Source organism: Naumannella huperziae (assembly GCF_054073625.1).
Window position 1 is genome coordinate 1366772 of record NZ_JBSXPH010000001.1, and the last position, 23603, is coordinate 1390374.

A 23603-nucleotide genomic window follows, 5' to 3' on the forward strand; every position below is an offset into this window, starting at 1 on the left:
CCCCGGCATCGTGCCGGGGGCCGCTTCGTGGCTGGTCAGGTCAGAGCTGGACGCCCTTGGACAGCATCCACGCGTACGGGTCGGAGCTGCTGTAGACATCGCCGGGACGGACACCGGCCTTGTAGTACTCGAAGTGCAGGTGCGGGCCGAAGGTGCGGCCGGTCATGCCCACGGCGCCGATCTGCTGGCCGGCCTTGACGGTCTGGCCGGCGCTGACGCTGGTGGTGGACATGTGCGCATACAGCGTGGAGCTGCCGTCGGAGGCGCGGATGATCACGTGGTTGCCGGCCCAGCCGCCACCGGTGGCGGGCATCACCACGCCGTCCACCGCGGCCCGGATCGGCGTACCGATCGGCGCGGGCAGGTCCTGACCGGTGTGGTACCGCGACCACGAGCCGACCGCACCCCAGCGGGCGCCGAGCCGGTAGCTGCCCTTGGCGATCGGAGTGGTGCCGCCGCCACCGCTGACATCGCCGCTGACGGTCGTGTCGACGGGCGGGGCGGCCTGGTCAGCCGGCGGCAGGGTGCCGCCCTGGCGTGCGGCCTCCTCGGCCTTCTTCTTGGCCTCCTGGGCGCGCTTCTCCTCGCGGCGGGCGGCCTCGACCTCGGCCTCCATGGCGTCGTCGCGGGCGGAAGCGACGGCCTTGCGGGACTCGGAATTGGCCTCCTCGCTGGCGTCGGTCAGCGACGCGACGCGCTTGGCGGCGACCCGGTCCTCGACGGCCGCGTCCAGCTCGGCGCGGACGGTGTCGCGGCTCGCGCGGCCCTCACCGTCGCGGGAGAACGCCTCCAGGGTGCCGCCCTTGCGGTCGGCCTGTTCGGCACGCTCCGCGGCGCCCTTGGCGGCCTGGATGTCGGTATTGATCTGGTCGTTGCGGGGGGCGGGTTCGGCGCGGGTCGCATCCGGCTGGGCGGCCGCCGACACCGCGGACGTGCGGTTGGTCGCGCCATTGGCTTGAGCGGTAGCGGTCAGCGCGACCGAGCCGGCCACCGCGAGACCGAGCGCCGAGACCGCCAACGCGGCGATGCCCTGGGTGACGGTGGTGCGAACCGCCGAGGGGTCGCTCGAGGAACGGGTCCGGTCCTTGGTCCGGCCTGCCGCGCGCTTCGTCACTTAAACTCCCTCTTTGGCCGGCGACCTTCACCGGACCAACGTCGACTTTCGAGACCCCGCGTCGACGTCCAACCACGAACATAACGACCGGCCATCCCGAGATCAATCAGAACGTGGAAAAAACCTTAGCAATTCTCAGAATGGGCTGCCAAGTCCGGGGGGTGACGAACGGGGCGATGGGTGCGCCGGGCGCGCGGATGGCCGGCCGGCGAACCGCGGAAAACCCCGCCACGACGGGATCTCCGGCAGATCTTGGGAGCGGCCGAGGCGCGATGTGGTGTCGCTCACAGTTCTGTCAGGTACGCCGATCCGCGTGTCGTGCGACCGTCCGCCGGGTCCGGCGTACCGCCGGAACGACGCCTTCGCACGACCCCTCGCCTCAGCCCTCGTTCAGGAAGCGCCCGGGCCGCTCGTGGGGGCCGAGGGCCCGCGATTCGCCGCTGGGATCACGGGATAGGGTCACGGTGGCAGGGCGAGCGCCCGGGCTCACCGAGACGAAGGATTGGAGCGCTAGTGGATCTCTACGAATACCAGGCGCGCGACATGTTCGAGAAGCATGGCGTGCCGGTGCTCAGGGGGCAGACGGCGACCACCCCGCAGGAGGCGCGGGCGGCTGCGGAGCAGTTGGGCACCCCCGTGGTGGTCGTGAAGGCCCAGGTCAAGACGGGCGGTCGCGGCAAGGCAGGCGGCGTGAAGATCGCCAAGAGCCCCGAAGAGGCCGAGCAGCGCGCCGGCGAGATCCTCGGCATGGACATCAAGGGCCACGAGGTGCGCACGGTGATGATCGCCGAGGGCGCCGACATCGCCGAGGAGTACTACTTCTCGATCTTGCTCGACCGCGCCAACCGCGCCTACCTGGCGATGTGTTCCAAGGAGGGCGGCGTCGAGATCGAGCAGCTCGCCGAGGAGCGCCCCGAGGCGCTGGCCCGGATCGAGATCGACCCGCTGGTCGGGATCGATCAGGCCAAGGGCGCCGAGATCGCGCAGGCCGCGGGCTTCGATGCCGCGGACGTCGACAAGCTGGCCGATGTGTTCGCCAAGCTCTATGAGGTCTATGTCGCCGAGGACGCCAGCCTGGTCGAGGTGAACCCGCTGGTGAAGACCGGTGCGGGGGAGATCATCGCGCTGGACGGCAAGGTCACCCTGGACGACAACGCCGAGTTCCGCCACGAAGACCACAAGGAGCTCGCCGACATCGCCGCCACCGATCCGCTGGAGGTGAAGGCGTCCGAGCTGGGCCTGAACTACGTCAAGCTCGACGGCAGCGTCGGGATCATCGGCAACGGCGCGGGCCTGGTGATGAGCACCCTCGACGTCGTGGCGTATGCGGGTGAGGAGTTCGCGGGCCAGCCCAAGCCGGCCAACTTCCTCGACATCGGCGGCGGCGCCAATGCCCAGGTGATGGCGAACGGGCTCGACGTGATCCTCGGCGACCAGGCCGTGCGCAGCGTCTTCGTCAACGTGTTCGGCGGGATCACCGCCTGCGACGAGGTCGCCAAGGGCATCGTGCAGGCGTTCGGCCTGCTCACCGAGCGCGGTGCGGACATCAAGCCACTGGTGGTACGCCTGGACGGCAACGCCGCCGAGGAGGGCCGCCGCATCCTGACCGAGGCCAACCTGCCGCAGCTCGAGCAGGTCGACACCATGGACGGCGCGGCCAAGCGGGCCGCCGAGCTGGCCGCCAACTGAGGAGCTGGAGAGATGGCTGTATTCCTGAACACCGATTCCAAGATCATCGTCCAGGGCATGACCGGCTCGGAGGGGATGAAGCACACCCAGCGCATGCTGCGCTCGGGGAGCAACGTGGTCGGCGGGGTCAACCCGCGCAAGGCCGGCACCGAAGTCGAGTTCGAGGGCGGGGTGAAGGTGCCCGTCTTCGGCTCCGTCGCCGAGGCGATGCAGGCCACCGATGCGAACGTGTCGGTGATCTTCGTCCCGGCCGCGTTCACCAAGAGCGCGGTCGAGGAGGCGGTCGATGCGGGCATGCCGCTGATCGTCTGCATCACCGAAGGTGTGCCCGTGAAGGACTCCGCCGAGTTCTGGACCAAGGTCAAGAACTCGGACTCGCGCCTGATCGGACCGAACTGTCCCGGCCTGATCTCGCCCGAGCAGTCCAATGCCGGGATCATTCCCGCCGACATCGCGCCGAAGGCCGGCCGGATCGGACTGGTGTCGAAGTCGGGCACGCTGACTTACCAGATGATGTACGAGCTGCGGGACTTCGGCTTCTCCACCGCGGTCGGCATCGGCGGTGACCCGATCATCGGCACGACGCACATCGACTGCCTGCAGGCCTTCCAGGACGACCCCGAGACCGATGCGATCGTGATGATCGGCGAGATCGGCGGCGATGCGGAGGAGCGTGCGGCCGAGTACATCAAGGCCAACGTGACCAAGCCGGTCGTCGGTTATGTCGCAGGCTTCACCGCACCGGAGGGCAAGACGATGGGCCACGCGGGCGCCATCGTGTCCGGCTCGGCCGGCACGGCCGCGGCGAAGAAGGAGGCCCTCGAGGCCGCCGGCGTGAAGGTCGGCAAGACGCCGAGCGAGACCGCCGCCTTGATGCGCGAGATCATGGAGCAGGTGGGCGCGTAGGCCTGATCCGCAGGCGCGACGAGTCGGCGGGCCCCGGGAGACTTCCCGGGGCCCGCCTTCTGCGCTGTGCTGGCCGGGCCGTCAGGTGCTGTGTGCGCCGGGCTCATCACCCTCGGCGCCCGCACCGTTGCGGCTCTCGCGGCGCGGGCCGCTGGCCCGCACCGCGCAGGACGCGGATCGGCTGTCGGGCAACCCTGCGCGAGCGTCGGATCGGTGCGCCCCGCGGCGCGCGATCATCCCGCGCGCCTCCGTGCGGCGCTCAGGCCTGGACGGCGCGCTCCGCGGCGCGGGCGACCACCGCGCGCCACTGGTTGTCGGTGAAGTCGAACTTGGCGGTGGTGTTGGCCTGGACGAAGATCACCTGCTTGCCGACCGACAGCACGCCGAGGCGGAACCGGGACTCGGTGCTCGCGTTCTGCTTCTCCACGGCGGTGAACGCCGCACCCTGCGCGGTCTCCTTGCCCAGCTCCACCTTGATGTCGCCGCCGACCTTGTTGGCCTTCGCCGTCAGCTTGTCGTCGGCGCAGCCGGTGATCCCGTCGATCAACTGCTTGCGCAGGGCGTCGGCGGCCTTGTCGTCCTTCGTGGTGATCACGACCTGGTCCAGGCCGAAGTTCTCCGGCGCCGAACTGTCGTTCGTCAGCAGCATCGTCGACTGTTGGCGCTGGGCGTCGCGGCCCCCCGCGCTGGCCAGATCCTGGCTGACGCACGTGCTGGTGGCCAGGCTGACCCGATCGGCCACCGCCGCCTCGCCCCAGGCGCCGATGCCCTTGGAGATCCGCGGCACGTCCGAACCGAGCAGCAGGCCGGTCGGCTTCGCCGGCTTCGCCGGTGGGCCGTCGGTGACCTCGATCTTGCCCGAGGCGCACAGGCCGCCGGCGACCGAGCACTGGCGGTTCACGGCGGACGCAAGCGCCTGCACCGTCGGCTCCATCTCGACCTGGTTCTTGATCCGGGTGACGTCCAGCACCTGCACCACGCGGCCGGTGCGGGCGATCACCACATTGTGGGTCTCGTTCTCCTCACCCTGGTAGGTCGCCTTCACCGCGGCGGCCTCGTCGCCGACGCCCTTGATCGTCGAACCGCCGGTGATCACGAAGGTGCCACCGCGCGTACAGCCGGCGAGCGCGTCTGCGTAGTTCGCGTACACCTTCTCGGCCTGCGCCGCATCGGGATAGGCATCGGTCAGGTGCACCGCCGCGGTGCCGTCATCGCCGCTGGCCTGCAACTGGCGCCACCAGCTCAACTCCGGTACGGGAAGATTCGGGTCCGTTCCGACACAGACCGGAACCGGGGTGTCGCTCGGGCGGCCCTGCACGGTCCGGGTGGCCTGCCAGCTTCGCGCGTCGTCGATCTTGGAGGCCTCGGAGTCGTTGATCAGCGACTGCTCGCTGAGCACGGGGGCCGCGCTGGGCTCGGTCGGTCCGACCGGCTGTCCGGCCACGGTCTGCCGGTCCGGCCCGAAGGCCGCATAGGCGACCAGGGTCAGCGCGGTGAGCAGGGCGGCGGCCGCGGCCACGCCCAGGGCGAGCATTCGCCGGCGGGCCGAGGTCTCGGGGCTCGCCGGCGCCCAGCCGGCGCTGCGGGAGCGGCGAGGTGGCCGGGCCGCTCCGTCGTCGGAGCCGGAATCCGCGTTGGCCGGAGTGCTCTCGGAGCTGGCGGCCGCGGCGGCCGGGATGACCGTCGCGGCGGTGCCGGCAGCGGCAGCCGCCGCCGAACCCGGCCGGGCCCACGGGCTGCCCGCCGGCGGTGGCGCCGCCGCACCCTCGTCGGTGGCCTTGGGGGCCTCGGGGGTGTCCTCCGGGCGGGCCAGCGGCAGGTTGATCTTGGGCTGGATCCGGGTGTCCTCGTCCTCGCCCGTGCCGGGCGCATCGGCCCGGGTGGCTCCGGCCACGTCGGCGGGCACGCTGGGCAGCAGCACGGTGTCGGCGTCGCGGGAGGCCGCGGTCGCGGTGCTCGGCGTCGCCGCGGCGCGGTGCACCCGCACCGACCGCGCGGGCCGCTGCTCGCCCTGGACGAGCGGGGCCGGGGTCAGCCCGCGCCGGGCCTGGATCACCGGCTGGTCGGCCGCGGTCGCGTCGGTCGCGTTGTCGGCGAGCGCGCGGCGCCCGGGCGTCGCCTCCGGGTGAGGGGTCGCCGGCGTGGGGTCGGTCGCCGAGTCGTCGGCGGCCGCCCGGCGCGGTCGATTCTCGTGCCCTTCGGTCACGTGCGGGTCCTTCCATCTGGGCATGGGACCTACCAACTTTAGCTTGGTCAGCGAGTCCCCGCGATTTCCGACGGGCCGTGCGCGAGCATGGACCGCGTCATGACTTCCCCCATCTCGCGAACGCATTCCCGGGCGTTCAGGTTCCGGATCCGCAGCGATGACGCCCCCGAACCCGAATCCGGTCCGCAACTGCCGTGGTGGGCGGTCGCGGTCGGCGGGGCACTCGCCGCCGCCGCGATCGGCTGGCTGGTGGTGAGCGGAATCACAGTTCTCGGCTGGCTCAGCGCCGGCGCGGGAGACCTCGGCGACGCGATCGCGCTGGGCACCCAGTTCTGGCTGTCCGGCAACCTCGGGTACGCCGGGATCGGTGGCGAGACCTGGACGATGACGCCGCTGGCGATCACCATCGGGGCCGGCGTGCTGATCGCCCGGTTCGCCGCTGCGGCCGCGAACCGCCGGGCGATGACCGGCCGCCACTACCTGGCCGTCAGCCTGCTCACCGGAACGGCCTACGGCGTCGTGGTCGGCGGCGTCGCCCTCGCCGCGCGCGGGGGCGGGGTGGCGGCCGGCACGGCCTGGCTCGGGGCGTGGGCGCTCGGCGTGGTCGCGGCCGCCCTCGGCGCCCTGTCGGCCCTACCGGGCGCATCGCCCGGCCGCTGGCCCGGCTGGACCAGAGCACTGCCGCGCGCCGCCGCAGCCGCCGCGCTGGTGCCGGCGCTGGCCGGGGCGACGCTGCTGGTGATCGCCTTCGCGACCCGGCTGGACCGGGTGGCCGCGCTGGCCGAGGGCATCGGCGGTGGCCCGGGCGCGTCCGTGGTGCTGTTCGCCGCGCAGTTGGCGTACCTGCCGAATCTCGTGGTCTGGGCCGGTGCCTACGCGCTGGGAGCGGGCTTCGGGCTGGGCGAGGGCTCGATCGTCGCGCCGTCGGGGGTCCAACTCGGCCTGCTGCCCGGGCTTCCGGTGTTCGGCGCGGTGCCGGACGAAGGCGTCGGGCCCCTGCCCCCGGCGGCCTGGCTCGCGGTGGGTGTCGCCGCGGGTGCGATGGCCGCCGTCGTCGTGCTGCGCCACCGGCCGCTGGCTCCGGTCGGTGAGGCGGCCGGGGTATCGGCGATCGCCGCCGCAGCCGCCGGCCTGGGGTGGCTGGTGGCCGGGTGGCTGTCGGCCGGCGATCTCGGCACCGGCCGGCTGGTCGGGCTGGGGCCCCGGCCGATCGAGTTGCTGGCCTTCGGGCCGGGGGTGATGGTGCTTGCCGCGGCCCTCGGCGGCGCCGCGTGGGCGCTGCTCCGGCCGCGCCTGGCCGCTCGCCGGAACGGCTAGGCTGCGCGGGTGGCGTATCGCGTTGTCGTCCTGGTCTCGGGATCGGGGACCCTGCTGCAGAGCCTGATCGACGCCACCGGCACCGCCCACCCCGCGGTCGAGGAGACTCCCGCCGAGCTGCCCGGAGTGGAGATCGTCGGCGTGATCAGCGATCGTGCCGACGCCGCCGCGCTGACCCGCGCCGCCGACGCGGGCGTACCCACCGAGGTCGTCGCCCTCGCTTCCGCCGCCGACCGCGATGTCTGGAATCTCCGGCTGCGCGACGCGGTCGCGCGGCACGATCCGGACCTGGTGATCAGCGCGGGATTCATGCGCATCGTCGGGCCGCCCTTCCTGGAACGCTACGCCGGGTCCATGATCAATACGCACCCGTCGTTGCTGCCGGCCTTTCCCGGCCGGCACGCGGTACGCGATGCGCTGGCCCACGGCGTCCGGGTGAGCGGCGCCACCATCTTCATGGTCGACGAGGGCGTCGACACCGGGCGGATCATCGCCCAGCATCCGGTTTTCATACATCCGAGCGATGACTCCGAGACGCTGCACGAGCGGATCAAGGTCGTCGAGCGGCAACTCCTGATCGACACCGTTCGGCACTTCGCCGAGGAGGGACGCCATGTCCGCGACTGACCAGTCCGCCGAGCCCGACCAGCTTGATCAACAGCGCCAGCCGATCCGGCGGGCCCTGGTGTCGGTCTACGACAAGACCGGCCTCGCGGAGCTGGGCCGGGCGCTGGCCGATGCCGGGGTCGAGGTGGTCTCCACCGGCTCCACCGCCCGGGCGCTGGCCGATGCCGGGGTCGCGGTGACGCCGGTCGAGCAGGTGACCGGATTCCCCGAGGTGCTCGACGGCCGGGTGAAGACCCTGCATCCGGCGGTGCACGCGGGCATCCTCGCCGACCGACGCCTGGCCGCACATCGCGATCAGCTCGACGAGCTGGGTATCGCGCCATTCGACCTGGTGGTCAGCAATCTGTATCCCTTCGCCGACACCGTCGCCTCCGGCGCCGCACCCGAGGAGGTGATCGAGCAGATCGACATCGGCGGGCCGGCGATGGTCCGCGCCTCGGCCAAGAACCACGCCTCGGTCGCGATCGTCACCGCGCCCGCGCAGTACCCGGCACTGGTCGAGGCGATCGCCGCGGGCGGCTTCACCCTGGCGCAGCGACGCGAGCTGGCGGCCCGTGCGTACCGGCACACCGCGGCCTACGATGTCGCCGTCGCGAGCTGGCTGGGCGATCAGATCGCCCCCAGCGACACCGACGACACCGCAAGCTTCCCCGAATGGTTCGGCGCCACCTGGACGCGCGCCGAGGTGCTGCGCTACGGGGAGAACTCCCACCAGGGGGCCGCGCTCTACCGTGGCGCCGAGCCCGGGCTGGCATCGGCCGAACAGCTCGGCGGCAAGGCGATGTCCTACAACAACTGGGTCGACACCGATGCCGCGCGGCGCGCCGCCGACGACTTCGCCGAGCCGGCCGTCGCGATCATCAAGCACGCCAACCCGTGCGGCATCGCGGTCGCCGACGACATCGCCGCGGCCCACCGAGCCGCCAATGCGACCGACCCGATGTCGGCCTACGGCGGCGTGATCGCCGCCAACCGCCCGGTCACCGAGGAGATGGCCAGACAGGTTGCCGAGGTGTTCACCGAGGTGATCGTGGCGCCGGACTACGAGCCCGCCGCGTTGGAGGTACTGGCCGCCAGGAAGAACCTGCGGATCCTGCGCCGGGCCGCGGGCGAGCGCGAGGCGCCGACCGAACTGCGCCAGATCAGCGGCGGCCTGCTGCTGCAGACGGTCGATCGCTTCACCGCGCCCGGCGACGACCCCGCTAACTGGCGCCTCGTGGCCGGCCAGGCGGCCGATGCCGACACCCTGGCCGATCTGACGTTCGCCTGGCGTGCGGTCCGCGCGGTCAAGTCCAATGCCATCCTGCTGGCCCGCGACCGGGCCGCGGTCGGGGTCGGAATGGGCCAGGTGAACAGGGTCGATTCCTGCCGGTTGGCGGTACGCCGCGCCGGGGATCGGGCCCCGGGATCGGTGGCGGCCTCCGACGCCTACTTCCCGTTCGCCGACGGCGCCCAGTTGTTGATCGACGGCGGGGTGCGGGCAATCGTCCAGCCGGGCGGGTCGATCCGCGACGACGAGGTGATCGCGGCGGCGCAGGCGGCCGGGGTCACGATGTACCTCACCGGCGCCCGGCACTTCTTCCACTGACCGTCGTGGCGAGACCTCGCGGTTCCGACACCTGGGCGATCATGGTGGTGCTCGCCGGGATCGCTGCCGGGCTGGTGATCATCGCCGTCGGGCCGTGGCGGCTGGGGGTGGCCGTGGTCGGCGCGGCGACGATCCTCGCCGGCGTGCTGCGCCTGGTGCTTCCGGTGGCGTGGGCAGGGCCGCTGCGGGTGCGTTCCCGGGCGGCCGACACCACGGTGCTGCTCCTCGCCGGCGCGCTGATCATCGTCCTCTCGGTGATCATCCCGATGCCGGGCTGATCACCGAGAGTCCGATCCTCAGATCAGGCCGAGCTGCTTGACCGCCTCGGCCTCCTCGCGGAGCTCGGCGACACTGGCGTTGATCCGAGCCCGGGAGAACTCGTTGATCTCCAGGCCTTCCACGATGCTCGCCTCGCCGCCGGCCTCGGTGACGGGGAAGGAGGAGATCACGCCGGGCTCGATGCCGTACGCGCCGGTGGTCGGGATCGCCGCGGACGTCCAGTTCCCCGCCGGGGTGCCGAGCAGCCAGTCGCGGGCATGTTCCAGGGTGGCGTTGGCCGCAGATGCGGCCGAGGAGGCGCCGCGCGCCTCGATGATCGCCGCGCCGCGCTTCTGCACCGTGGGCAGGAAGTAGGACTCGACCCACTCCAGGTCCTTGCCGATCGCGTCGAACGCGGGCTCACCGTTCACCTTCGCGTTGAAGATGTCCGGGTACTGGGTGGCGGAGTGGTTGCCCCAGATGGTCATGTTCGTCACGGCGCTGACGGGTACGCCGGCCTTGTTCGCGACCTGCGCGATGGCCCGGTTGTGGTCCAGCCGGGTCAGCGCGTTGAACCGCTCGGCGGGGATGTCGGGCGCATTGCGCTGCGCGATCAGCGCGTTCGTGTTGGCCGGGTTGCCGGTGACCAGCACCCGGATGTCATCGGCGGCGTGGTCGTTCAGCGCCTTGCCCTGCGCGGTGAAGATGGCGCCGTTGGCCTCCAGCAGGTCGCCGCGCTCCATCCCCTTGGTCCGCGGGCGGGCGCCGACGAGGAGGGCGAGATTCGCGCCGTCGAAGATGGTATTGGGATCGTCGCCGATGTCGATCGACTCCACCAGATCGAAGGCGCAGTCGTCGAGCTCCATCACGACACCCTCCAGGGCCTGCAGGGCGGGGGTGATCTCCAGCAGCTTCAGCCGGACCGGCTGGTCGGCGCCGAGCATGTCGCCCGCGGCGATCCGGAACAACAGGCTGTAACAGATCGCGCCGGCAGCTCCGGTGACGGCGACGGTGACGGGCGGCTTGCTCACTGGCTCTCCTGGCTGGTGGGATGGGTCCTGGTGCCGGTCGATTCCGACGCCACGACGCTAGCACCCGCCCACGGAGCCGGTCAGGCCTGATCGCGCGGGCGGCGCTCCACGTAGGTCTCGGTGACCGACGAGCGGCGGCGCATCGCGGTCATGATCAGGCCGAGGATGATCGACAAGATGCCGGCGCCCAGCAGGATGTAGCCGAGCGTGTCGTCGTCCATCCCCGGGATGTTTCCGTCCCAGGCGAACGCGAGGATCAGTCCGGCGACGAGGAGTACGATGCCGATTCCGATGAGTCCCATGCCGCCATCCCTTCCGCTTGACGCTCGGCCGCCCTCGCGGCCGGTCGATTCGTCACCTTGTCAGGTGCCGGTCGCGCTGGCAAGGTCTCGCCCGCCGGCCCGCCGATGAGTCGCTCGGGCATCGACGCCGAGGCGGCCCTGGTTCGCCTGCGGCCGCGGTTGCGCGAGCTGGCGGACGGGCGTACCCGCCTGATCGGCATCGACGGTTTCGGCGCGACGGGCAAGACCACCTTCGCCGACCGACTCGCGGCGCAATTGCCCGGCGCGGTCGTGGTGCACATCGACGACTTCGCCCATCCGGACCTGCCGGCCTGGGACCGTGCGCGCTTCCTGGCCGAGGTGATCGAGCCGCTGCGGGCGGGCCGGACCGCGCGCTACCGCGTCGGTGCGTGGAACGTCGGAGATCTCACCGGGGCACCTCGGCGCACGATCCCGCCGGGCGTACCGGTCGTCGTGGAAGGTGTCTCCTCGACCGATCAGCGGCTGGGGATCGACTGGGACCTGCGGATCTGGCTGGACGCCGACCGGGAGGTACGCCTGGCGCGGGCCCGCGAGCGGGACGGCGAGGCGATGCTCGACACCTGGCTGGAGCGCTGGATGCCGTCGGAGGAGGCGTACGCGAAGGCCCAGCGCCCGCGGGACCGGGCGGACATGGTGGTACGCACCTGAGCGGGCCGTCCGTGTAGCGTGGCGTCGGCACAACGCGCAGAATCGGAAGGTCACTTCATGGAGAAGATCAAGGTCGCTGGCACCGTCGTCGAGCTCGACGGCGACGAGATGACCCGGATCATCTGGCAGTTCATCAAGGACAAGCTGATCCACCCCTATCTCGACATCAACCTCGACTACTACGACCTGGGCATCGAGAACCGCGATGCGACCGACGACCAGGTGACCGTCGATGCGGCGAACGCGATCAAGAAGCACGGGGTCGGCGTGAAGTGCGCCACCATCACCCCCGACGAGGCTCGGGTCGAGGAGTTCGGCCTGAAGCAGATGTGGAAGAGCCCGAACGGCACCATCCGCAACATCCTCGGTGGCGTGATCTTTCGCGAGCCGATCATCATCTCCAACGTCCCGCGGCTGGTGCCGGGCTGGACCAAGCCGATCATCATCGGTCGTCATGCCCACGGTGACCAGTACAAGGCGCAGAACTTCAAGGTGCCCGGCAAGGGCAAGGTGATGATCACCTGGCAGCCCGAGGACGGCTCCGGCGAGCCGGTGGAGCTCGAGGTCGTGGACATGCCCGAGGACGGCGGCGTCGCGATGGGCATGTTCAACACGAATGCCTCGATCGAGGACTTCGCGCGGGCTTCGCTCAACTACGGCCTGCAGCGCAACTACCCGGTCTATCTGTCCACCAAGAACACGATCCTGAAGGCCTACGACGGGCAGTTCAAGGACATCTTCCAGCGGATCTACGACGAGGAGTTCAAGGCCGAGTTCGAGGCGCGCGGGCTGACCTATGAGCACCGCCTGATCGACGACATGGTCGCCTCGGCGCTGAAGTGGGAGGGCGGCTACGTCTGGGCCTGCAAGAACTACGACGGTGATGTGCAGTCCGACACCGTCGCCCAGGGTTTCGGCTCGCTCGGCCTGATGACCTCGGTGCTGATGACCCCGGACGGTCAGACGGTCGAGGCCGAGGCCGCCCACGGCACGGTCACCCGGCACTTCCGCCAACACCAGCAGGGCAAGCCCACCTCGACCAATCCGATCGCCTCGATCTATGCCTGGACCCGCGGCCTGATGCATCGCGGCAAGCTGGACGACAATCCCGAGCTGATCGAGTTCGCCCAGACGCTGGAGGATGTCGTCGTCAAGACCGTCGAGAGCGGCAAGATGACCAAGGATCTCGCGCTGCTGGTCGGGCCGGATCAGGAGTACCAGACCACCGAGGAGTTCCTCGCCACCCTGGACGAGAATCTGTCCCAGCGACTGAACGCCTGAGGCGACCGGCCGGGCGTTCTCCCATTCGTTGGGGGGTACGCCCGGCCGTGGTCACTTCTTGATCTCGACCCGCCCGGCAACCTGGTCGGTCTCGTCCAGGAACTCCAGCGTGCCGTCGGCGCGGGGCGCATCGAAGACGACCTTCCCGGTCACGTCCTTGCCCTTCTCCAGGGTCCCGGTGCCGAGGATCGGGCCGTAGCCGTCGCGGCCACCGGTGAAGGTGAGGCTCTTGTCGCCCGCGCGAAAGCGGAGCGCTGCCGGGTTGTGGTAGCAGGTGCCGTCTGCGCAGTTGATCTTGACCTCGACCACCAGGTAGTTGTCCTTGGGCGGTACGGATCCCGATTTGGCGCCCTGGCGGTGCCAGGCGTACCCGACGATCTCGAGCGTTCCCTTGCCGGTCTGGGTGACGAACTCGGTGCTGCCGCCGCGGGTCGGCTCGATGGTCTCGGGGGTGAAGGCCGGGGTCGGGGTCGAGTCGGGCAGCGGCGGGGCGGATCCGGTGGGCGGGGCCAGGGTAGGGGAGGCGCTCTCGACGGTGGTGCCGCCGCAGGCGGTGAGACCGCACAGTCCGAGGATGATCATGGCGATGGCGGGTGCGCGCCGCACCCCGCGGCACGACAGGAACCCGGCGAGCTGCATGGGGCCGATGATGCCACGGTTGTCCGGCGTGACCGGTGATGCCGTTCGGGCGGTTCGGGCTCAGATCCAGCCGCGGGCGGCCGCCTTGGCGCCGGCCTCGAAACGGCTGTGCGCCTCCAGCCGCTCGGTCAGCTCGGCGACGATGCGCCGGATGGTGCGCACGGAGACCTGCAGCCGTCGCGCGGCCGACTCGTCGGTGTGTCCCTCGGCGAGAAGCCGCATCAACTGGGCCTCCTGGGGAGTCAGCCCGTGCACATCGCGGGGGGCGCTGTCGCCCAGTTGCACCGCCTGGGCCCATTGGGACTCGAAGAGCCGGACCAGGGCAAGGATCATCCCGGGGCTGCGGATCTCCAGAGCGCCGAGCCGGGCGTTCTCGGGATCGATCGGCAGCAGCGCGACCGACGCGTCGACGACGACCATCTGCAGCGGGACCACCGGGACCGTGCGCAGTTCGCCGCCGTTCTCGGTGAGCCAACGCGCGTACTCCAGCGTCTCGGGGTCGTTGCGCAGGCTGTCGGGATAGATGCAGCGCAGCACCACTCCCTTGCCGAGCGCGAGGGCGTTCAGAGGGCGGCTGGCATCCATCGTGTCGTGGGAGACGGTGCGCTGCGGGGTGAACGACAGGCAACTGTGGATCGCGCCCTCGCTGAGCTCGGTCAACCGCTCCCGGACGGCATCCAGGGAGGTGAGCTCCACGACCGCCTCGTGGGTACGCAGTTCCGAGTACTCGCGGCTCATCTCGACCAGGTGGGTACGCGCGCGGTCCATCGTGCTCCGGCGGGCGCGCAACTCCTCCTCGGCGCCCCCGATCAGTCGGGCGTAGCCGAGCTGCGGGGGAACGGCATGCAGGCCGTTCTCGTCGTCGGTGACCAGTCCGAGAGCCACCAGCCGGCCAACGGACCGGTCCACCGTGGAATCGGAAAGGCCACCGCGGGCACCGATGACCGCGGCTGCGGCACCGGGAGTCTTGAGCAACTCCCGGTACACCAGCCGGTCATCCTCGCTCAGGTCGATCAAGAGGTCCATCCTAGGCAGGTAGCTGTCATGCAGCATCTTGCCAGCCCTCGAAGGGTGACAGCGCGGTGATCAGAACGGCATCGTAGGGCGTAAGCGGCACCCGGGGCCCGGAAAGGCCCGGAAGCACGCAGTACTGTATCCGAGCGACAGGAGCCCCCCAATGTCCGGTGTCCCGGGCCGCGCCCCCCGTATTGTCATCGCCATTGCTTCGCTGGCCGCCGCCGCTGGCATTGGCCTCGGCACGATCGGCAGCCTCGGCGTCGACAGCGCCAAGGGTGGATTCCAGTGGTCGGTCCAGCCGACGCAGACCACGACCAATGCCGGCCCCGCTGCCGGTGGATTCCAGTGGTGAACTGAGCTTTCCTACTCCCATCGCGAGCAGCCCGACCCCGTCCGGGGTCGGGCTGCTCGTCTGTCCGGCCGAGTGTGCGCGGTCAGGGGACGGCCCACAGGGTCAGGTCGGCGGCCGGCCGCCCCGGCCGGGGACCGGCCTCGCGCAGCACTCCGACGCGCCGCCAACCCGCCCGCTCGGCGACCCGGTGACCGGCGGGGTCAGCGGTGTCCACCAGCAGATGGATCGATGTCGTCCACTCGGCGAGGGCGTAGGTCGTGAGGATGCGCAGCGCTTCGGTGGCGACCCCGCGACCGCGCGCGTCCGGATGCACGAAACCGTCGACCGAGAGGCGGCGCGCGGGCTGGTCGAGGTGGTGCAGCGCGACCCAACCGAGACAGGCGTCGGTGCGGGGATCGGCGAGGGCGAAGCGCGCTGCCGACCGGCGGGCCCGCTCCTCGCGCGCCCGCTCCAGCAGGGCGGCGCCGGCTGCGGGTGAGTCCCCGATCCGCCGGGCGTCGGTCTCGCGCGGCTCGCGCAGCACCACGCGCTCGCCGCGCAGGTCCGGCAGGCTGAGCCAGCGCGGCGCGGGCGTGGTCAGGTCGGCCGGGGTGATCGAGGCGATCCAGCCGTCGACATCGCCCGTGCGCAGATGGACGCGATGCCGGCCGATGCCCTCGTGGCGGAAGCCGGCCGCCTCCGCGGCTCGGCGCGAGCCCCAGTTGCCGACCGCGGCGTACCAGCGGATCACATGGAGCCCCTGGGTCGCGAAGGCCCACGGCACGAGCAGCCCGAGCGCCGCCCGCATGACCCCGCGACCGCGCATCGCCGGGTGGGTCACGAAGCCGACCTCGCCGCGGCCCGGTTCGGTGAACCGCAGGTCGAGCTGCCCGGCGTACCTCGGTCGCCCGTCGATCGGAACCTCGACCGCGAACCCGGCCTGGCTGCCGTCGCGCCAGCCCTTGGCCTGGATCTGCTCCAGGAATGCGCGCGCCTCGGCCATCCCGTAGGGCTGCGGGACCGTCGTCCAGCGCGCCGTGTCGGGGTCGTTGGACTGTTCGATCACCGCGGGCAGGTCGTCCTCGGTCAGCGCGCGCAGCCTGAGGCCGGTTGCGGTGTCGATCAGCTCGGGTACGTCCGCGGGGAACGCGACGCCCGGTCGTCGGCCATCCATGGGCGCATGGAAGCCGCTCGGGGGCTCGTCACGCAAGACCATTTTGCGCCCGACCAACCGGTTCGACGCCGATCGCGCGGCGATGGAAGGATGGCGGCCATGTCGGAGTCTCGTCCCCGTGTTCTGTCGCTGTTCCAGCCGACCGCCGATTCGTTCCATCTCGGCAATTTCCTCGGGGCGCTTCGGCAGTGGGTGCCGATGCAGGACGAGTTCGACGCCTATTTCGGCATGGCCGACCTGCACTCGCTGAACGAGCAGCCCGATCCCGAGGTGCTGCGCGAGCGCACCCTGCGCAGCGCCGCGCAGATGATCGCCGGCGGGATCGACCCGAGCCGGGCGACGCTGTTCCTGCAGTCCGAGGTGCCCGAGCATGCCCAGTTGATGTGGGTGTTGTCGTGTTACACCGGTTTCGGCCAGGCGTCGCGGATGACCCAGTTCAAGGACAAGTCGGCCCGGCGCGGATCGGACGCGACCAATGTCGGGCTGTTCACCTACCCGATCCTGATGGCGGCCGACATCCTGCTCTACCAGGCAGATCGCGTGCCGGTGGGGGAGGACCAGCGCCAACACCTCGAACTGACCCGTGATCTTGCGGTGCGGTTCAACGGCCGGTTCGGGCAGACCTTCGTGGTGCCCGAACCGCACATCGTGAAGGCGACGGGCAAGATCCTCGATCTGGCCGACCCGACGATCAAGATGAGCAAGTCCGCATCCTCGCCGACCGGGATCATCGAGCTGATGGACGAACCCCGGGTGAGCGTGAAGAAGGTCCGATCGGCCGTCACCGATTCCGGGCGCGAGATCGCCTTCGACCCCGAGGGCAAGCCCGGGGTGTCGAACCTGTTGACCATCTTGTCCGCGCTGGACGGTCGGGATGTCGACGCGCTGGTCGCCGACTTCGACGGGAGGGGCTACGGCGACCTGAAGGGCGCGGTGGCCGATGCCGTCGAGGCCCTCGTGACCCCGTTCCGGGCGCGCGCCCTGGAGCTGCTGGAGGACCGGGCAGAGTTGCAGCGGATCCTCGATGCCGGCGCCGAACGGGCGCGGGAGGTGGCCGCGCGTACCCTCGCGGACGTGTACGCCAAGGTGGGCCTGCGCGGCTGAGGATCGGCCTGTCGCCTCCGCACCGCCGATCCGACGGCGGTAGGCTGCTGCGGTGGCGCTAGTGCCGGGACTGACCGCGGGTCCGCGAGACGACGGGGCCGACCTGTTGACCTCGCCGCGCGTGGGAGAGTTGCTGGCGGTTGCCGTGGAGCACGCGGGCGGGCGGCTGATCGACTGGCGCATCGACCACGTCGACGCCCAGCCCGAGCACTCCACGACCGCGACCTTCTCCACGATCGTCGACTGGCCCGACGGCCGGCGCAACGAACTGCTCGGAGTGAGCGCGCGCGCCGGGGAGACGACCGATGCCGATGCTCGCGCGGAGATCTTCCACGACGGCGACCGCGAGGTGGCGGTGTGGATACACCCCGCCGATCCCGATCTGCCGGGGCTGGCGCGGTTGGCGTACCCCGCGGAGATGGCGGGCGTGCTCGCCCCGCTGGTGGGTCGGCCCATCGCGACGGACGAGGTCGAGGTCGACCTGCTCGGCTACCGGCCGCGACGGCGCGCGGTGGCGAGAGTGCGGGTACGCGGCGAGGGCACCTGCTATGTGAAGGCCGTCCGGGCCAAGGCGGTCGCGGGGCTGCGCCGGCGGCACCAGTTGTTGTCCGGGGTCGGCGTACCGGCGCCGGAGCTGTTGGCCATCACCGATGATCATCTGCTGCTGTTGCGCGAGCTGCCGGGGCGCCCGCTCGCGACCGCGCTGTTCGATGATCAACCGCCGTGTACCGGCGAGGACCTGATCGGCGTGCTGGACGCAATGCCGCCGGCGATCGGCGCGCTCGGCAGGCGGCCGAGCTGGGTCGCCTCCCTTGATCATTATGTGGAGATGGTGGCGCGGGCGACGCCCGATCAGGAGGGCCGGCTGCGCCGGCTGGCGGCGCTGATCGATGCCGGGCTGGCCGGGGCGACGTCGGACGAGGAACCCGCCCATGGCGATTTCCACGAGGGGCAGGTGCATGTGGACGGCGGCCGCGTCGTCGGGCTGCTGGATGTCGACACCGTCGGGCCCGGTCGGCGAGCCGACGATCTTGCCTGCCTGATCGCTCACCTGTCGACGGTGCAGCGGATGAACGCCGGGCAGGCCGAGCGGGTCGGGCGGTTGCTGGCGAGCTGGGTCCCGGTCTTCGACGAGCGGGTGGACCCGGTCGAGTTGCGGTTGCGGGCGTCCGCGATCGCCATCTCGTTGGCGACCGGCCCCTACCGGGTCCAGGAGGCGGACTGGTACGCCGAGACCGTGGGCATCATCGATGCGGCGGAGACCCTGGCCCATCGGGCGGGCTGAGGCCCCGGCAACCGTGCTCAGTCCGCCGCACCGGCCAGGTCGAGAATTGCGGCGGCCGCCAGGGACGGCGTCAGGGAACCCTCGGCGACGCGGGACTCGATGGCGGCGCGGCCGTCCCGCACCCCCGGGCTGCGCTCGACCCGTTGCCGGAGCCGATCGTGCACGAGCTGCCAGGTCCAGGCGACCAACTGCTCCCGCCGCCGATCGTCGAACCGGCCGGTCTCCCGCATCCGCTCGGCATGCTGAACCACGGCCTCCCAGAACTCCGCCACCCCGACATCTTCCAGCGCGCTCATCGTCAACACCGGCGGCCGCCAGTCCGACTCCGGCGGGTGCAACAGACGCAATGCCCCCGCCAGCTCCCGCGCGGCCCGTAGGGCGTCGTTGCGATGCGGGCCGTCGGCCTTGTTGATCACCACCACATCGGCAAGCTCCAGCACGCCGCGCTTGATCCCCTGGAGTTGATCACCGGTCCGGGCCAGCGACAACAGGGCGAAGGTGTCCACCATCTGCGCGACCGCCACCTCGGACTGGCCGACCCCGACGGTCTCGACCAGCACCACGTCATAGCCGGCCGCCTCGACCAGCACCATGGTCTCCCGGGTCCGCGTCGCGACGCCGCCGAGGGTGCCTGAGGTCGGCGACGGCCGGATGAACGCATCGCGGTGTTGCGACAGCCGTCCCATCCTGGTCTTGTCGCCGAGGATCGACCCGCCCGACCGGGTCGAGGACGGGTCGACCGCGAGCACCGCGACCCGGTGCCCGCGCTCGATCAGATGCATCCCGAGCGCCTCGATGGTCGTCGACTTGCCGACGCCCGGTACGCCCGTGATCCCTACCCGGGCGGCATTCCCGGCCGCCGGCTGCACGGCCAGCAACAGCTCCTGCGCGGCATCGCGATGATCATCACGGGTCGACTCGACGAGCGTGATCGCCCGCCCCAGGCCCGTCCGGTCGCCCGCGCGCACCGCCTCGGCCAGCCGGTCGACTTCCATCAGTTCCCCGGCGCGGGGTGCCCCAGCCGCCGGGCCAGCGCCGCCAACAGCTCGACCGCGGAGTCGGCGATCACCGTGCCGGGGCCGAACACCGCGCTGGCCCCCTCGGCCAGCAGCGTCGACACGTCCGCCGGCGGGATCACCCCGCCGACGACGATCATGATGTCGTCGCGGCCGACCCCGGCCAGCGCGTCGCGCAGGGCCGGCACCAGGGTCAGGTGTCCGGCGGCCAACGAGGACACCCCGATCACGTGCACGTCGTTGTCGGCGGCCGAGCGGGCGACCTCCTCCGGGGTGGCGAACAGCGGACCCACGTCGACATCGAAACCAAGATCGGCAAAGGCCGTGGCGATCACCTTCTGCCCGCGATCGTGGCCGTCCTGGCCCATCTTCGCGACCAGGATCCGCGGGCGTCGGCCCTCGGCGACCGCGAACGCCTCCGCCAGCTCGGCCGCCCGCGCGACATTGCCGCCCTCGCCGGCCTCGTCCCGATACACCCCGCTCAGCGTACGGATCTCAGCGGAGTGCCGGCCGAAGGCCCGCTCCAGCGCATCGGAGATCTCGCCGACCGTCGCATGTTTGCGGGCCGCGTCGATGGCGAGCTCCAACAGGTTCCCCGTGCCGAGCTGTTCCGCGGCGCCGGCGAGCTGCTCCAGGGCGTCCGCGCACGCGGCCTCGTCCCGCTCGGCACGGAGCCGTTCCAGCTTCGCGAGCTGCTCACTGCGTACCCGCGCGTTCTCCACCTTCAACACCTCGACCTCGTCGGGATGCTCGGGGCGGTAGGTGTTCACGCCGATCACCGGTTGCCGGCCCGAATCGATCCTGGCCTGCGTCCGCGCCGCCGCCTCCTCGATCCGCAGCTTCGGGATGCCCTCGTTGATCGCCGCCGCCATCCCGCCGGCGGATTCCACCTCGGCGATGTGTGCCCGCGCCCGCTCGGCCAGCCGTGCGGTCAGCCACTCCACGTAGTAGGACCCGCCCCACGGGTCCGCCGGTGCCGTGGTGCCGGACTCGGCCTGCAGCACGAGCTGGGTGTTCCGGGCGATCCGCGCGGAGAAGTCGGTCGGCAGCGCCAGCGCCTCGTCCAGCGCGTTGGTGTGCAGCGACTGCGTGTGCCCCTGGGTCGCCGCCATCGCCTCGATGCAGGTCCGCGCGACGTTGTTGAACACGTCCTGCGCGGTCAGCGACCAGCCCGAGGTCTGCGAATGGGTACGCAGCGACGACGAGCGCGGGTTGGCCGGCAAGAACTGCGCCATCAGCTCGCTCCACAGCAGCCGGCCGGCCCGCAGCTTCGCGATCTCGGTGAAGAAGTTCATCCCGATGCCCCAGAAGAAGCTCAGCCGGGGCGCGAAGGCGTCCACGTCCAGCCCGGCGGCCAGCCCGGCGCGGACGTACTCGACCCCGTCGGCCAGCGTGTACGCCAGCTCCAGGTCGGCCGTCGCCCCGGCCTCCTGGATGTGATAGCCCGAGATCGAGATCGAGTTGAACCGCGGCATGTGCGCGCTCGTGTAGGCGAAGATGTCGGAGATGATCCGCATCGACGCCTGTGGGGGATAGATGTAGGTGTTGCGGACCATGAACTCCTTGAGGATGTCGTTCTGGATGGTCCCGGCGAGTTGCTCCGGCGCGACGCCCTGCTCCTCGGCCGCGACCACATAGAGGGCCAGCACCGGCAGCACGGCGCCGTTCATGGTCATCGAGACCGAGACCGCACCAAGATCGATTCCGGCGAACAGCTCGCGCATGTCGAGGATCGAGTCGATCGCCACCCCGGCCATCCCGACGTCGCCCGCCACCCGCGGATGATCGGAGTCATAACCGCGGTGGGTGGCAAGATCGAAAGCGACCGACAGGCCCTTCTGTCCGGCGGCGAGATTCCTGCGGTAGAAGGCATTCGACTCCGCCGCGGTGGAGAACCCCGCGTACTGCCGGATCGTCCACGGGCTGGTCACGTACATGGTCGGGTAGGGACCGCGCAGGTACGGCGGCTGGCCGGGCAGCGAGTCCACACCGGAGTCGGGACCGTCCGGTCGATCGGTACGCCGAAATGCCGGCGGCACCTCGATCTCCTCGGGCATCTGCCACGGCTCGCCGGTCGGCATCGGCCCGTCGGCCGGCGCCGGCTCGGACCACGCCAGGGCGGCGAAGTCCGGCAGCTCGCCGGTGCCCGCCCGCTGTTGATCAATGCTCATCGCTGCGCCTCCTCGGCGGTCTCGAAGTCGCCGAGCAGATCGTCCAGCAGGGCGGCCGCGTCGATGTCGGCGCCCCAGTCGGCGACCTCGACCCGCGGCACGCCGGCCGCCTTTGCCGCATCCCGGTGCGCGTCGGCGCCGTCGGCAAGATCATCGGGGCGGCCGGTGATCACCGCGAGCGCGGGAGCGTGCTCGGTGACCACCGCGGCGATCCCGCCCGGCTCGACCGGTCCCGGGTTGATCGCCTCGATGCCGCCGCTGGCCAGCAGGTTCGCCGTCTCGGTGGCCGCGGAGTTGTGCCGGGCGAGCGGACCGATCGGCAGCAGCAGGGCGCGCGGGCGTACCCCCGTCGCGGCCAGCAGCGCGTCCGACCGGTCGCGCAGTCGCTCGAAGACCCGGCCCCAGCGGGCCAGCGCGGGCGATCCGGTCGGCAGGTCGGTCCGGTCGGCGATCGGCCCCGGATCGGTGGTGGGGGACGGCTCGGCCAGGTTGGGATAGTCATTCACCCCGGTCAGCCGGACCGCGCGCCGCGCCACCAGATCGTCGCGGGCGGCCGCCGCCTCCGCCAGCTCCGCGCGTACCTGCGCGGCCGCGTCCGGCAGGCCGCCCGCCGCCTCGATCCGCCGGAACGCGGCCCATCCGTCGGCGGCGAGCTGACGCGTGGCCTGCTCCAGCCACCAGCAACCGGCGCCCGGATCGAGCACCCGGCCGAGCTGGGACTCCTCCAGCAGCAGCGCCTGGGTGTTGCGCCCGATCCGGCGGGCCAGCCCGCGCGCCGCCCCCGGCTGCCCGCCGGGAATCGCCACATCGAAGGGATGCACGGTGACCAGCTCGGCGCCGCCCACCCCCGCGGCGAGGCCGGCGATGGTGCCGCGCAGCACGTTGACATAGGGGTCGCGTTGGCTGGCCATCGCCAGGGACGTGACCGCATGGATCCGCGCGCGGCCGGCCTCCGCCGCGCCCGACGCCTCGGCCACCCGCGCCCAGAGCAGCCGCGCCGCGCGCAGCTTGGCGATGGTGGCGAACTGGTCGTCGCTCGCCGCCAACCGGAAGTCGATCGCGGCGAATGCCTCGGGGAGGGTACGCCCGGAGGCCAGCAACGCCCGCAGGTAGCCGGCCCCGGCGGCGAGTGCGATCCCGAGCTCGAGCGCCTCGCCGGCGCCGGCATTGTGCGCGGCGTAGCCGTCGGCGGTGAAGATCGTGCCCGAGAGTCCGCGAGCAGCCTCGATCGCCCGCTCCGCGCTCACCGTCTCGGCGCCTGTGAGCGCGGCCGTGAGCGGCGCGGCGCCCAGCGAGACCACGTGGCCCGCGGTGGCGGCGAGGGCATCGACCGCCCCGTCGAGCAGCAGCGGCGCGATGCCCGGATGGACCCCGCGCAGCGCGCGTGTCAGCTCATCGGCACCGGGGCTGCCGCCCAGCCAGATCGCCGATGCCCCGTTGCCGAGCGCCTGCAGGATCGCGGTGTTCAACTCGGCCGGGTCGCCGCCCGTCTCGAACCGCTCGGCGACGTGCCAGCCGGTGCGTCCGTCGGGCCAGCCGGCGCCGGAGCCGCGGGTGAAGGGAAAGACGCCGGGCGGCGGATCCTCGGCGCGCTCGTCGGCGGCGGTGTAGAGGGGGCGCACGACGAGGCCTCCGGCGCGGGTGCTGGTCAGCGCCGCGGCGGGGTCGTCCCCGGCTGGCGTACCGGCCTTGGCCAGGACCTTCGCGGCGGCCTCCAGCCATGCGCGGACGGCCGGCCCCGGTGGGGCGGCGGGTGCTTCGTCGGACACCCCGACACGATATCGGTCACAGGTCGGTATCGCCGCCCCCATTGGTGCGCGCGGCCGCGGGCGACTCGGTAGTCTGCCGTCCTGCCCGCCGGGCCACAGACCATTCAGG

At 71.5% G+C, this 23603-nt stretch carries 21 protein-coding genes; 11 read left to right on the plus strand and 10 right to left on the minus strand.

Annotated elements, in window-relative coordinates:
• Positions 1–40: 40 nt before the first annotated feature.
• Positions 41–1114, minus strand: a complete 1074-nt coding sequence (locus ACXDC7_RS06530) for a peptidoglycan DD-metalloendopeptidase family protein (RefSeq protein WP_179444283.1) — start codon at positions 1112–1114, stop codon at positions 41–43.
• 513 nt (positions 1115–1627) lie between these two features.
• On the opposite strand from ACXDC7_RS06530, the gene sucC reads away from it, so the two are divergent.
• Positions 1628–2803, plus strand: a complete 1176-nt coding sequence (gene sucC, locus ACXDC7_RS06535) for an ADP-forming succinate--CoA ligase subunit beta (RefSeq protein WP_459221585.1) — start codon at positions 1628–1630, stop codon at positions 2801–2803.
• A 12-nt stretch (positions 2804–2815) separates the two neighbouring features.
• Positions 2816–3709 carry a succinate--CoA ligase subunit alpha gene (gene sucD, locus ACXDC7_RS06540; protein ID WP_459221586.1) on the plus strand — a complete coding sequence of 298 codons (894 nt, stop codon included), beginning with the start codon at positions 2816–2818 and terminating at the stop codon, positions 3707–3709.
• Positions 3710–3968: 259 nt separating this feature from the next.
• Here sucD and ACXDC7_RS06545 read toward each other — a convergent pair whose 3' ends face one another.
• Positions 3969–5915 carry a hypothetical protein gene (locus ACXDC7_RS06545; protein ID WP_459221587.1) on the minus strand — a complete coding sequence of 649 codons (1947 nt, stop codon included), beginning with the start codon at positions 5913–5915 and terminating at the stop codon, positions 3969–3971.
• Positions 5916–6014: 99 nt separating this feature from the next.
• On the opposite strand from ACXDC7_RS06545, the gene ACXDC7_RS06550 reads away from it, so the two are divergent.
• From ACXDC7_RS06550 to ACXDC7_RS06565, 4 genes are read left to right on the plus strand one after another with little or no spacing between them, the layout of a single operon-like run.
• The gene (locus ACXDC7_RS06550) at positions 6015–7232 is read left to right on the plus strand and encodes a cell division protein PerM (protein ID WP_459221588.1); all 1218 of its coding nucleotides are present in this window, start codon (positions 6015–6017) and stop codon (positions 7230–7232) included.
• Positions 7233–7241: 9 nt separating this feature from the next.
• A complete protein-coding gene (gene purN / locus ACXDC7_RS06555; protein ID WP_459221589.1) occupies positions 7242–7859 on the plus strand; it encodes a phosphoribosylglycinamide formyltransferase in 618 nt (205 codons plus the stop codon).
• Positions 7846–9447, plus strand: a complete 1602-nt coding sequence (gene purH, locus ACXDC7_RS06560) for a bifunctional phosphoribosylaminoimidazolecarboxamide formyltransferase/IMP cyclohydrolase (RefSeq protein ID WP_459221590.1) — start codon at positions 7846–7848, stop codon at positions 9445–9447. The genes purN and purH overlap by 14 nt, the downstream gene beginning before the upstream one ends.
• Before the next feature lie 5 nt (positions 9448–9452).
• Positions 9453–9725 (plus strand): DUF3017 domain-containing protein, encoded by a 273-nt coding sequence (locus ACXDC7_RS06565; RefSeq protein ID WP_179444276.1) that lies wholly within the window; start codon positions 9453–9455, stop codon positions 9723–9725.
• An 18-nt stretch (positions 9726–9743) separates the two neighbouring features.
• On the opposite strand, the gene ACXDC7_RS06570 is transcribed toward ACXDC7_RS06565, so the two are convergent.
• Positions 9744–10736, minus strand: coding sequence for a malate dehydrogenase (locus tag ACXDC7_RS06570; protein WP_459221591.1), 993 nt, complete (start codon positions 10734–10736; stop codon positions 9744–9746).
• Positions 10737–10816: 80 nt separating this feature from the next.
• Positions 10817–11038, minus strand: coding sequence for a DUF6458 family protein (locus ACXDC7_RS06575; protein WP_179444274.1), 222 nt, complete (start codon positions 11036–11038; stop codon positions 10817–10819).
• Between the two features lie 105 nt (positions 11039–11143).
• Between ACXDC7_RS06575 and ACXDC7_RS06580 the strand changes: the two genes are divergently transcribed.
• Together ACXDC7_RS06580 and ACXDC7_RS06585 are read left to right on the plus strand one after the other, a co-directional pair.
• Positions 11144–11707 (plus strand): uridine kinase family protein, encoded by a 564-nt coding sequence (locus tag ACXDC7_RS06580; protein ID WP_459221592.1) that lies wholly within the window; start codon positions 11144–11146, stop codon positions 11705–11707.
• A gap of 57 nt (positions 11708–11764) precedes the next feature.
• The gene (locus tag ACXDC7_RS06585; RefSeq protein WP_179444272.1) at positions 11765–12988 is read left to right on the plus strand and encodes an NADP-dependent isocitrate dehydrogenase; all 1224 of its coding nucleotides are present in this window, start codon (positions 11765–11767) and stop codon (positions 12986–12988) included.
• 51 nt (positions 12989–13039) lie between these two features.
• Here the strand turns inward: ACXDC7_RS06585 and ACXDC7_RS06590 are convergent, their stop codons facing one another.
• Complete coding sequence (locus tag ACXDC7_RS06590; protein ID WP_179444271.1) at positions 13040–13627, minus strand: DUF4352 domain-containing protein; 588 nt, start codon at positions 13625–13627, stop codon at positions 13040–13042.
• Between the two features lie 60 nt (positions 13628–13687).
• Positions 13688–14644 (minus strand): helix-turn-helix domain-containing protein, encoded by a 957-nt coding sequence (locus ACXDC7_RS06595; RefSeq protein ID WP_179444270.1) that lies wholly within the window; start codon positions 14642–14644, stop codon positions 13688–13690.
• Between the two features lie 160 nt (positions 14645–14804).
• Between ACXDC7_RS06595 and ACXDC7_RS06600 the strand changes: the two genes are divergently transcribed.
• Positions 14805–14996, plus strand: coding sequence for a hypothetical protein (locus ACXDC7_RS06600; RefSeq protein WP_179444269.1), 192 nt, complete (start codon positions 14805–14807; stop codon positions 14994–14996).
• Between the two features lie 82 nt (positions 14997–15078).
• On the opposite strand, the gene ACXDC7_RS06605 is transcribed toward ACXDC7_RS06600, so the two are convergent.
• Entirely contained in the window at positions 15079–16149 is a 1071-nt protein-coding gene (locus ACXDC7_RS06605) for a GNAT family N-acetyltransferase (protein WP_459221593.1), read from the minus strand.
• Between the two features lie 99 nt (positions 16150–16248).
• Between ACXDC7_RS06605 and trpS the strand changes: the two genes are divergently transcribed.
• Both trpS and ACXDC7_RS06615 read left to right on the plus strand, forming a co-directional pair.
• On the plus strand, positions 16249–17253 hold the full coding sequence (gene trpS / locus ACXDC7_RS06610) for a tryptophan--tRNA ligase (protein ID WP_459221594.1): 1005 nt from the start codon (positions 16249–16251) through the stop codon (positions 17251–17253).
• Positions 17254–17305: 52 nt separating this feature from the next.
• Entirely contained in the window at positions 17306–18538 is a 1233-nt protein-coding gene (locus ACXDC7_RS06615; protein WP_459221595.1) for an aminoglycoside phosphotransferase family protein, read from the plus strand.
• A gap of 17 nt (positions 18539–18555) precedes the next feature.
• Here ACXDC7_RS06615 and meaB read toward each other — a convergent pair whose 3' ends face one another.
• Genes meaB through ACXDC7_RS06630 form a run of 3 tightly spaced genes read right to left on the minus strand, consistent with a single transcriptional unit; the run spans position 18556 to position 23494 of the window.
• Positions 18556–19533 (minus strand): methylmalonyl Co-A mutase-associated GTPase MeaB, encoded by a 978-nt coding sequence (meaB, locus tag ACXDC7_RS06620; protein WP_179444265.1) that lies wholly within the window; start codon positions 19531–19533, stop codon positions 18556–18558.
• Positions 19533–21725: a methylmalonyl-CoA mutase gene (gene scpA / locus ACXDC7_RS06625; protein ID WP_459221596.1), complete on the minus strand. Its 2193-nt coding sequence runs from the start codon at positions 21723–21725 to the stop codon at positions 19533–19535. The genes meaB and scpA overlap by 1 nt, the downstream gene beginning before the upstream one ends.
• Positions 21722–23494 (minus strand): methylmalonyl-CoA mutase family protein, encoded by a 1773-nt coding sequence (locus ACXDC7_RS06630; protein WP_459221597.1) that lies wholly within the window; start codon positions 23492–23494, stop codon positions 21722–21724. The genes scpA and ACXDC7_RS06630 overlap by 4 nt, the downstream gene beginning before the upstream one ends.
• Positions 23495–23603 lie beyond the last annotated feature (109 nt).

Coding starts and splice junctions, on each gene's coding strand:
- ACXDC7_RS06580 (WP_459221592.1), top strand. CDS start 11,144: ATGAGTCGCTCGGGCATCGACGCCGAGGCGGCCCTGGTTCGCCTGCGG.
- scpA (WP_459221596.1), bottom strand. CDS start 21,725: ATGAGCATTGATCAACAGCGGGCGGGCACCGGCGAGCTGCCGGACTTC.
- ACXDC7_RS06585 (WP_179444272.1), top strand. CDS start 11,765: ATGGAGAAGATCAAGGTCGCTGGCACCGTCGTCGAGCTCGACGGCGAC.
- ACXDC7_RS06605 (WP_459221593.1), bottom strand. CDS start 16,149: ATGGATGGCCGACGACCGGGCGTCGCGTTCCCCGCGGACGTACCCGAG.
- ACXDC7_RS06590 (WP_179444271.1), bottom strand. CDS start 13,627: ATGCAGCTCGCCGGGTTCCTGTCGTGCCGCGGGGTGCGGCGCGCACCC.
- meaB (WP_179444265.1), bottom strand. CDS start 19,533: ATGGAAGTCGACCGGCTGGCCGAGGCGGTGCGCGCGGGCGACCGGACG.
- sucD (WP_459221586.1), top strand. CDS start 2,816: ATGGCTGTATTCCTGAACACCGATTCCAAGATCATCGTCCAGGGCATG.
- ACXDC7_RS06550 (WP_459221588.1), top strand. CDS start 6,015: ATGACTTCCCCCATCTCGCGAACGCATTCCCGGGCGTTCAGGTTCCGG.
- trpS (WP_459221594.1), top strand. CDS start 16,249: ATGTCGGAGTCTCGTCCCCGTGTTCTGTCGCTGTTCCAGCCGACCGCC.
- ACXDC7_RS06600 (WP_179444269.1), top strand. CDS start 14,805: ATGTCCGGTGTCCCGGGCCGCGCCCCCCGTATTGTCATCGCCATTGCT.
- purH (WP_459221590.1), top strand. CDS start 7,846: ATGTCCGCGACTGACCAGTCCGCCGAGCCCGACCAGCTTGATCAACAG.
- ACXDC7_RS06575 (WP_179444274.1), bottom strand. CDS start 11,038: ATGGGACTCATCGGAATCGGCATCGTACTCCTCGTCGCCGGACTGATC.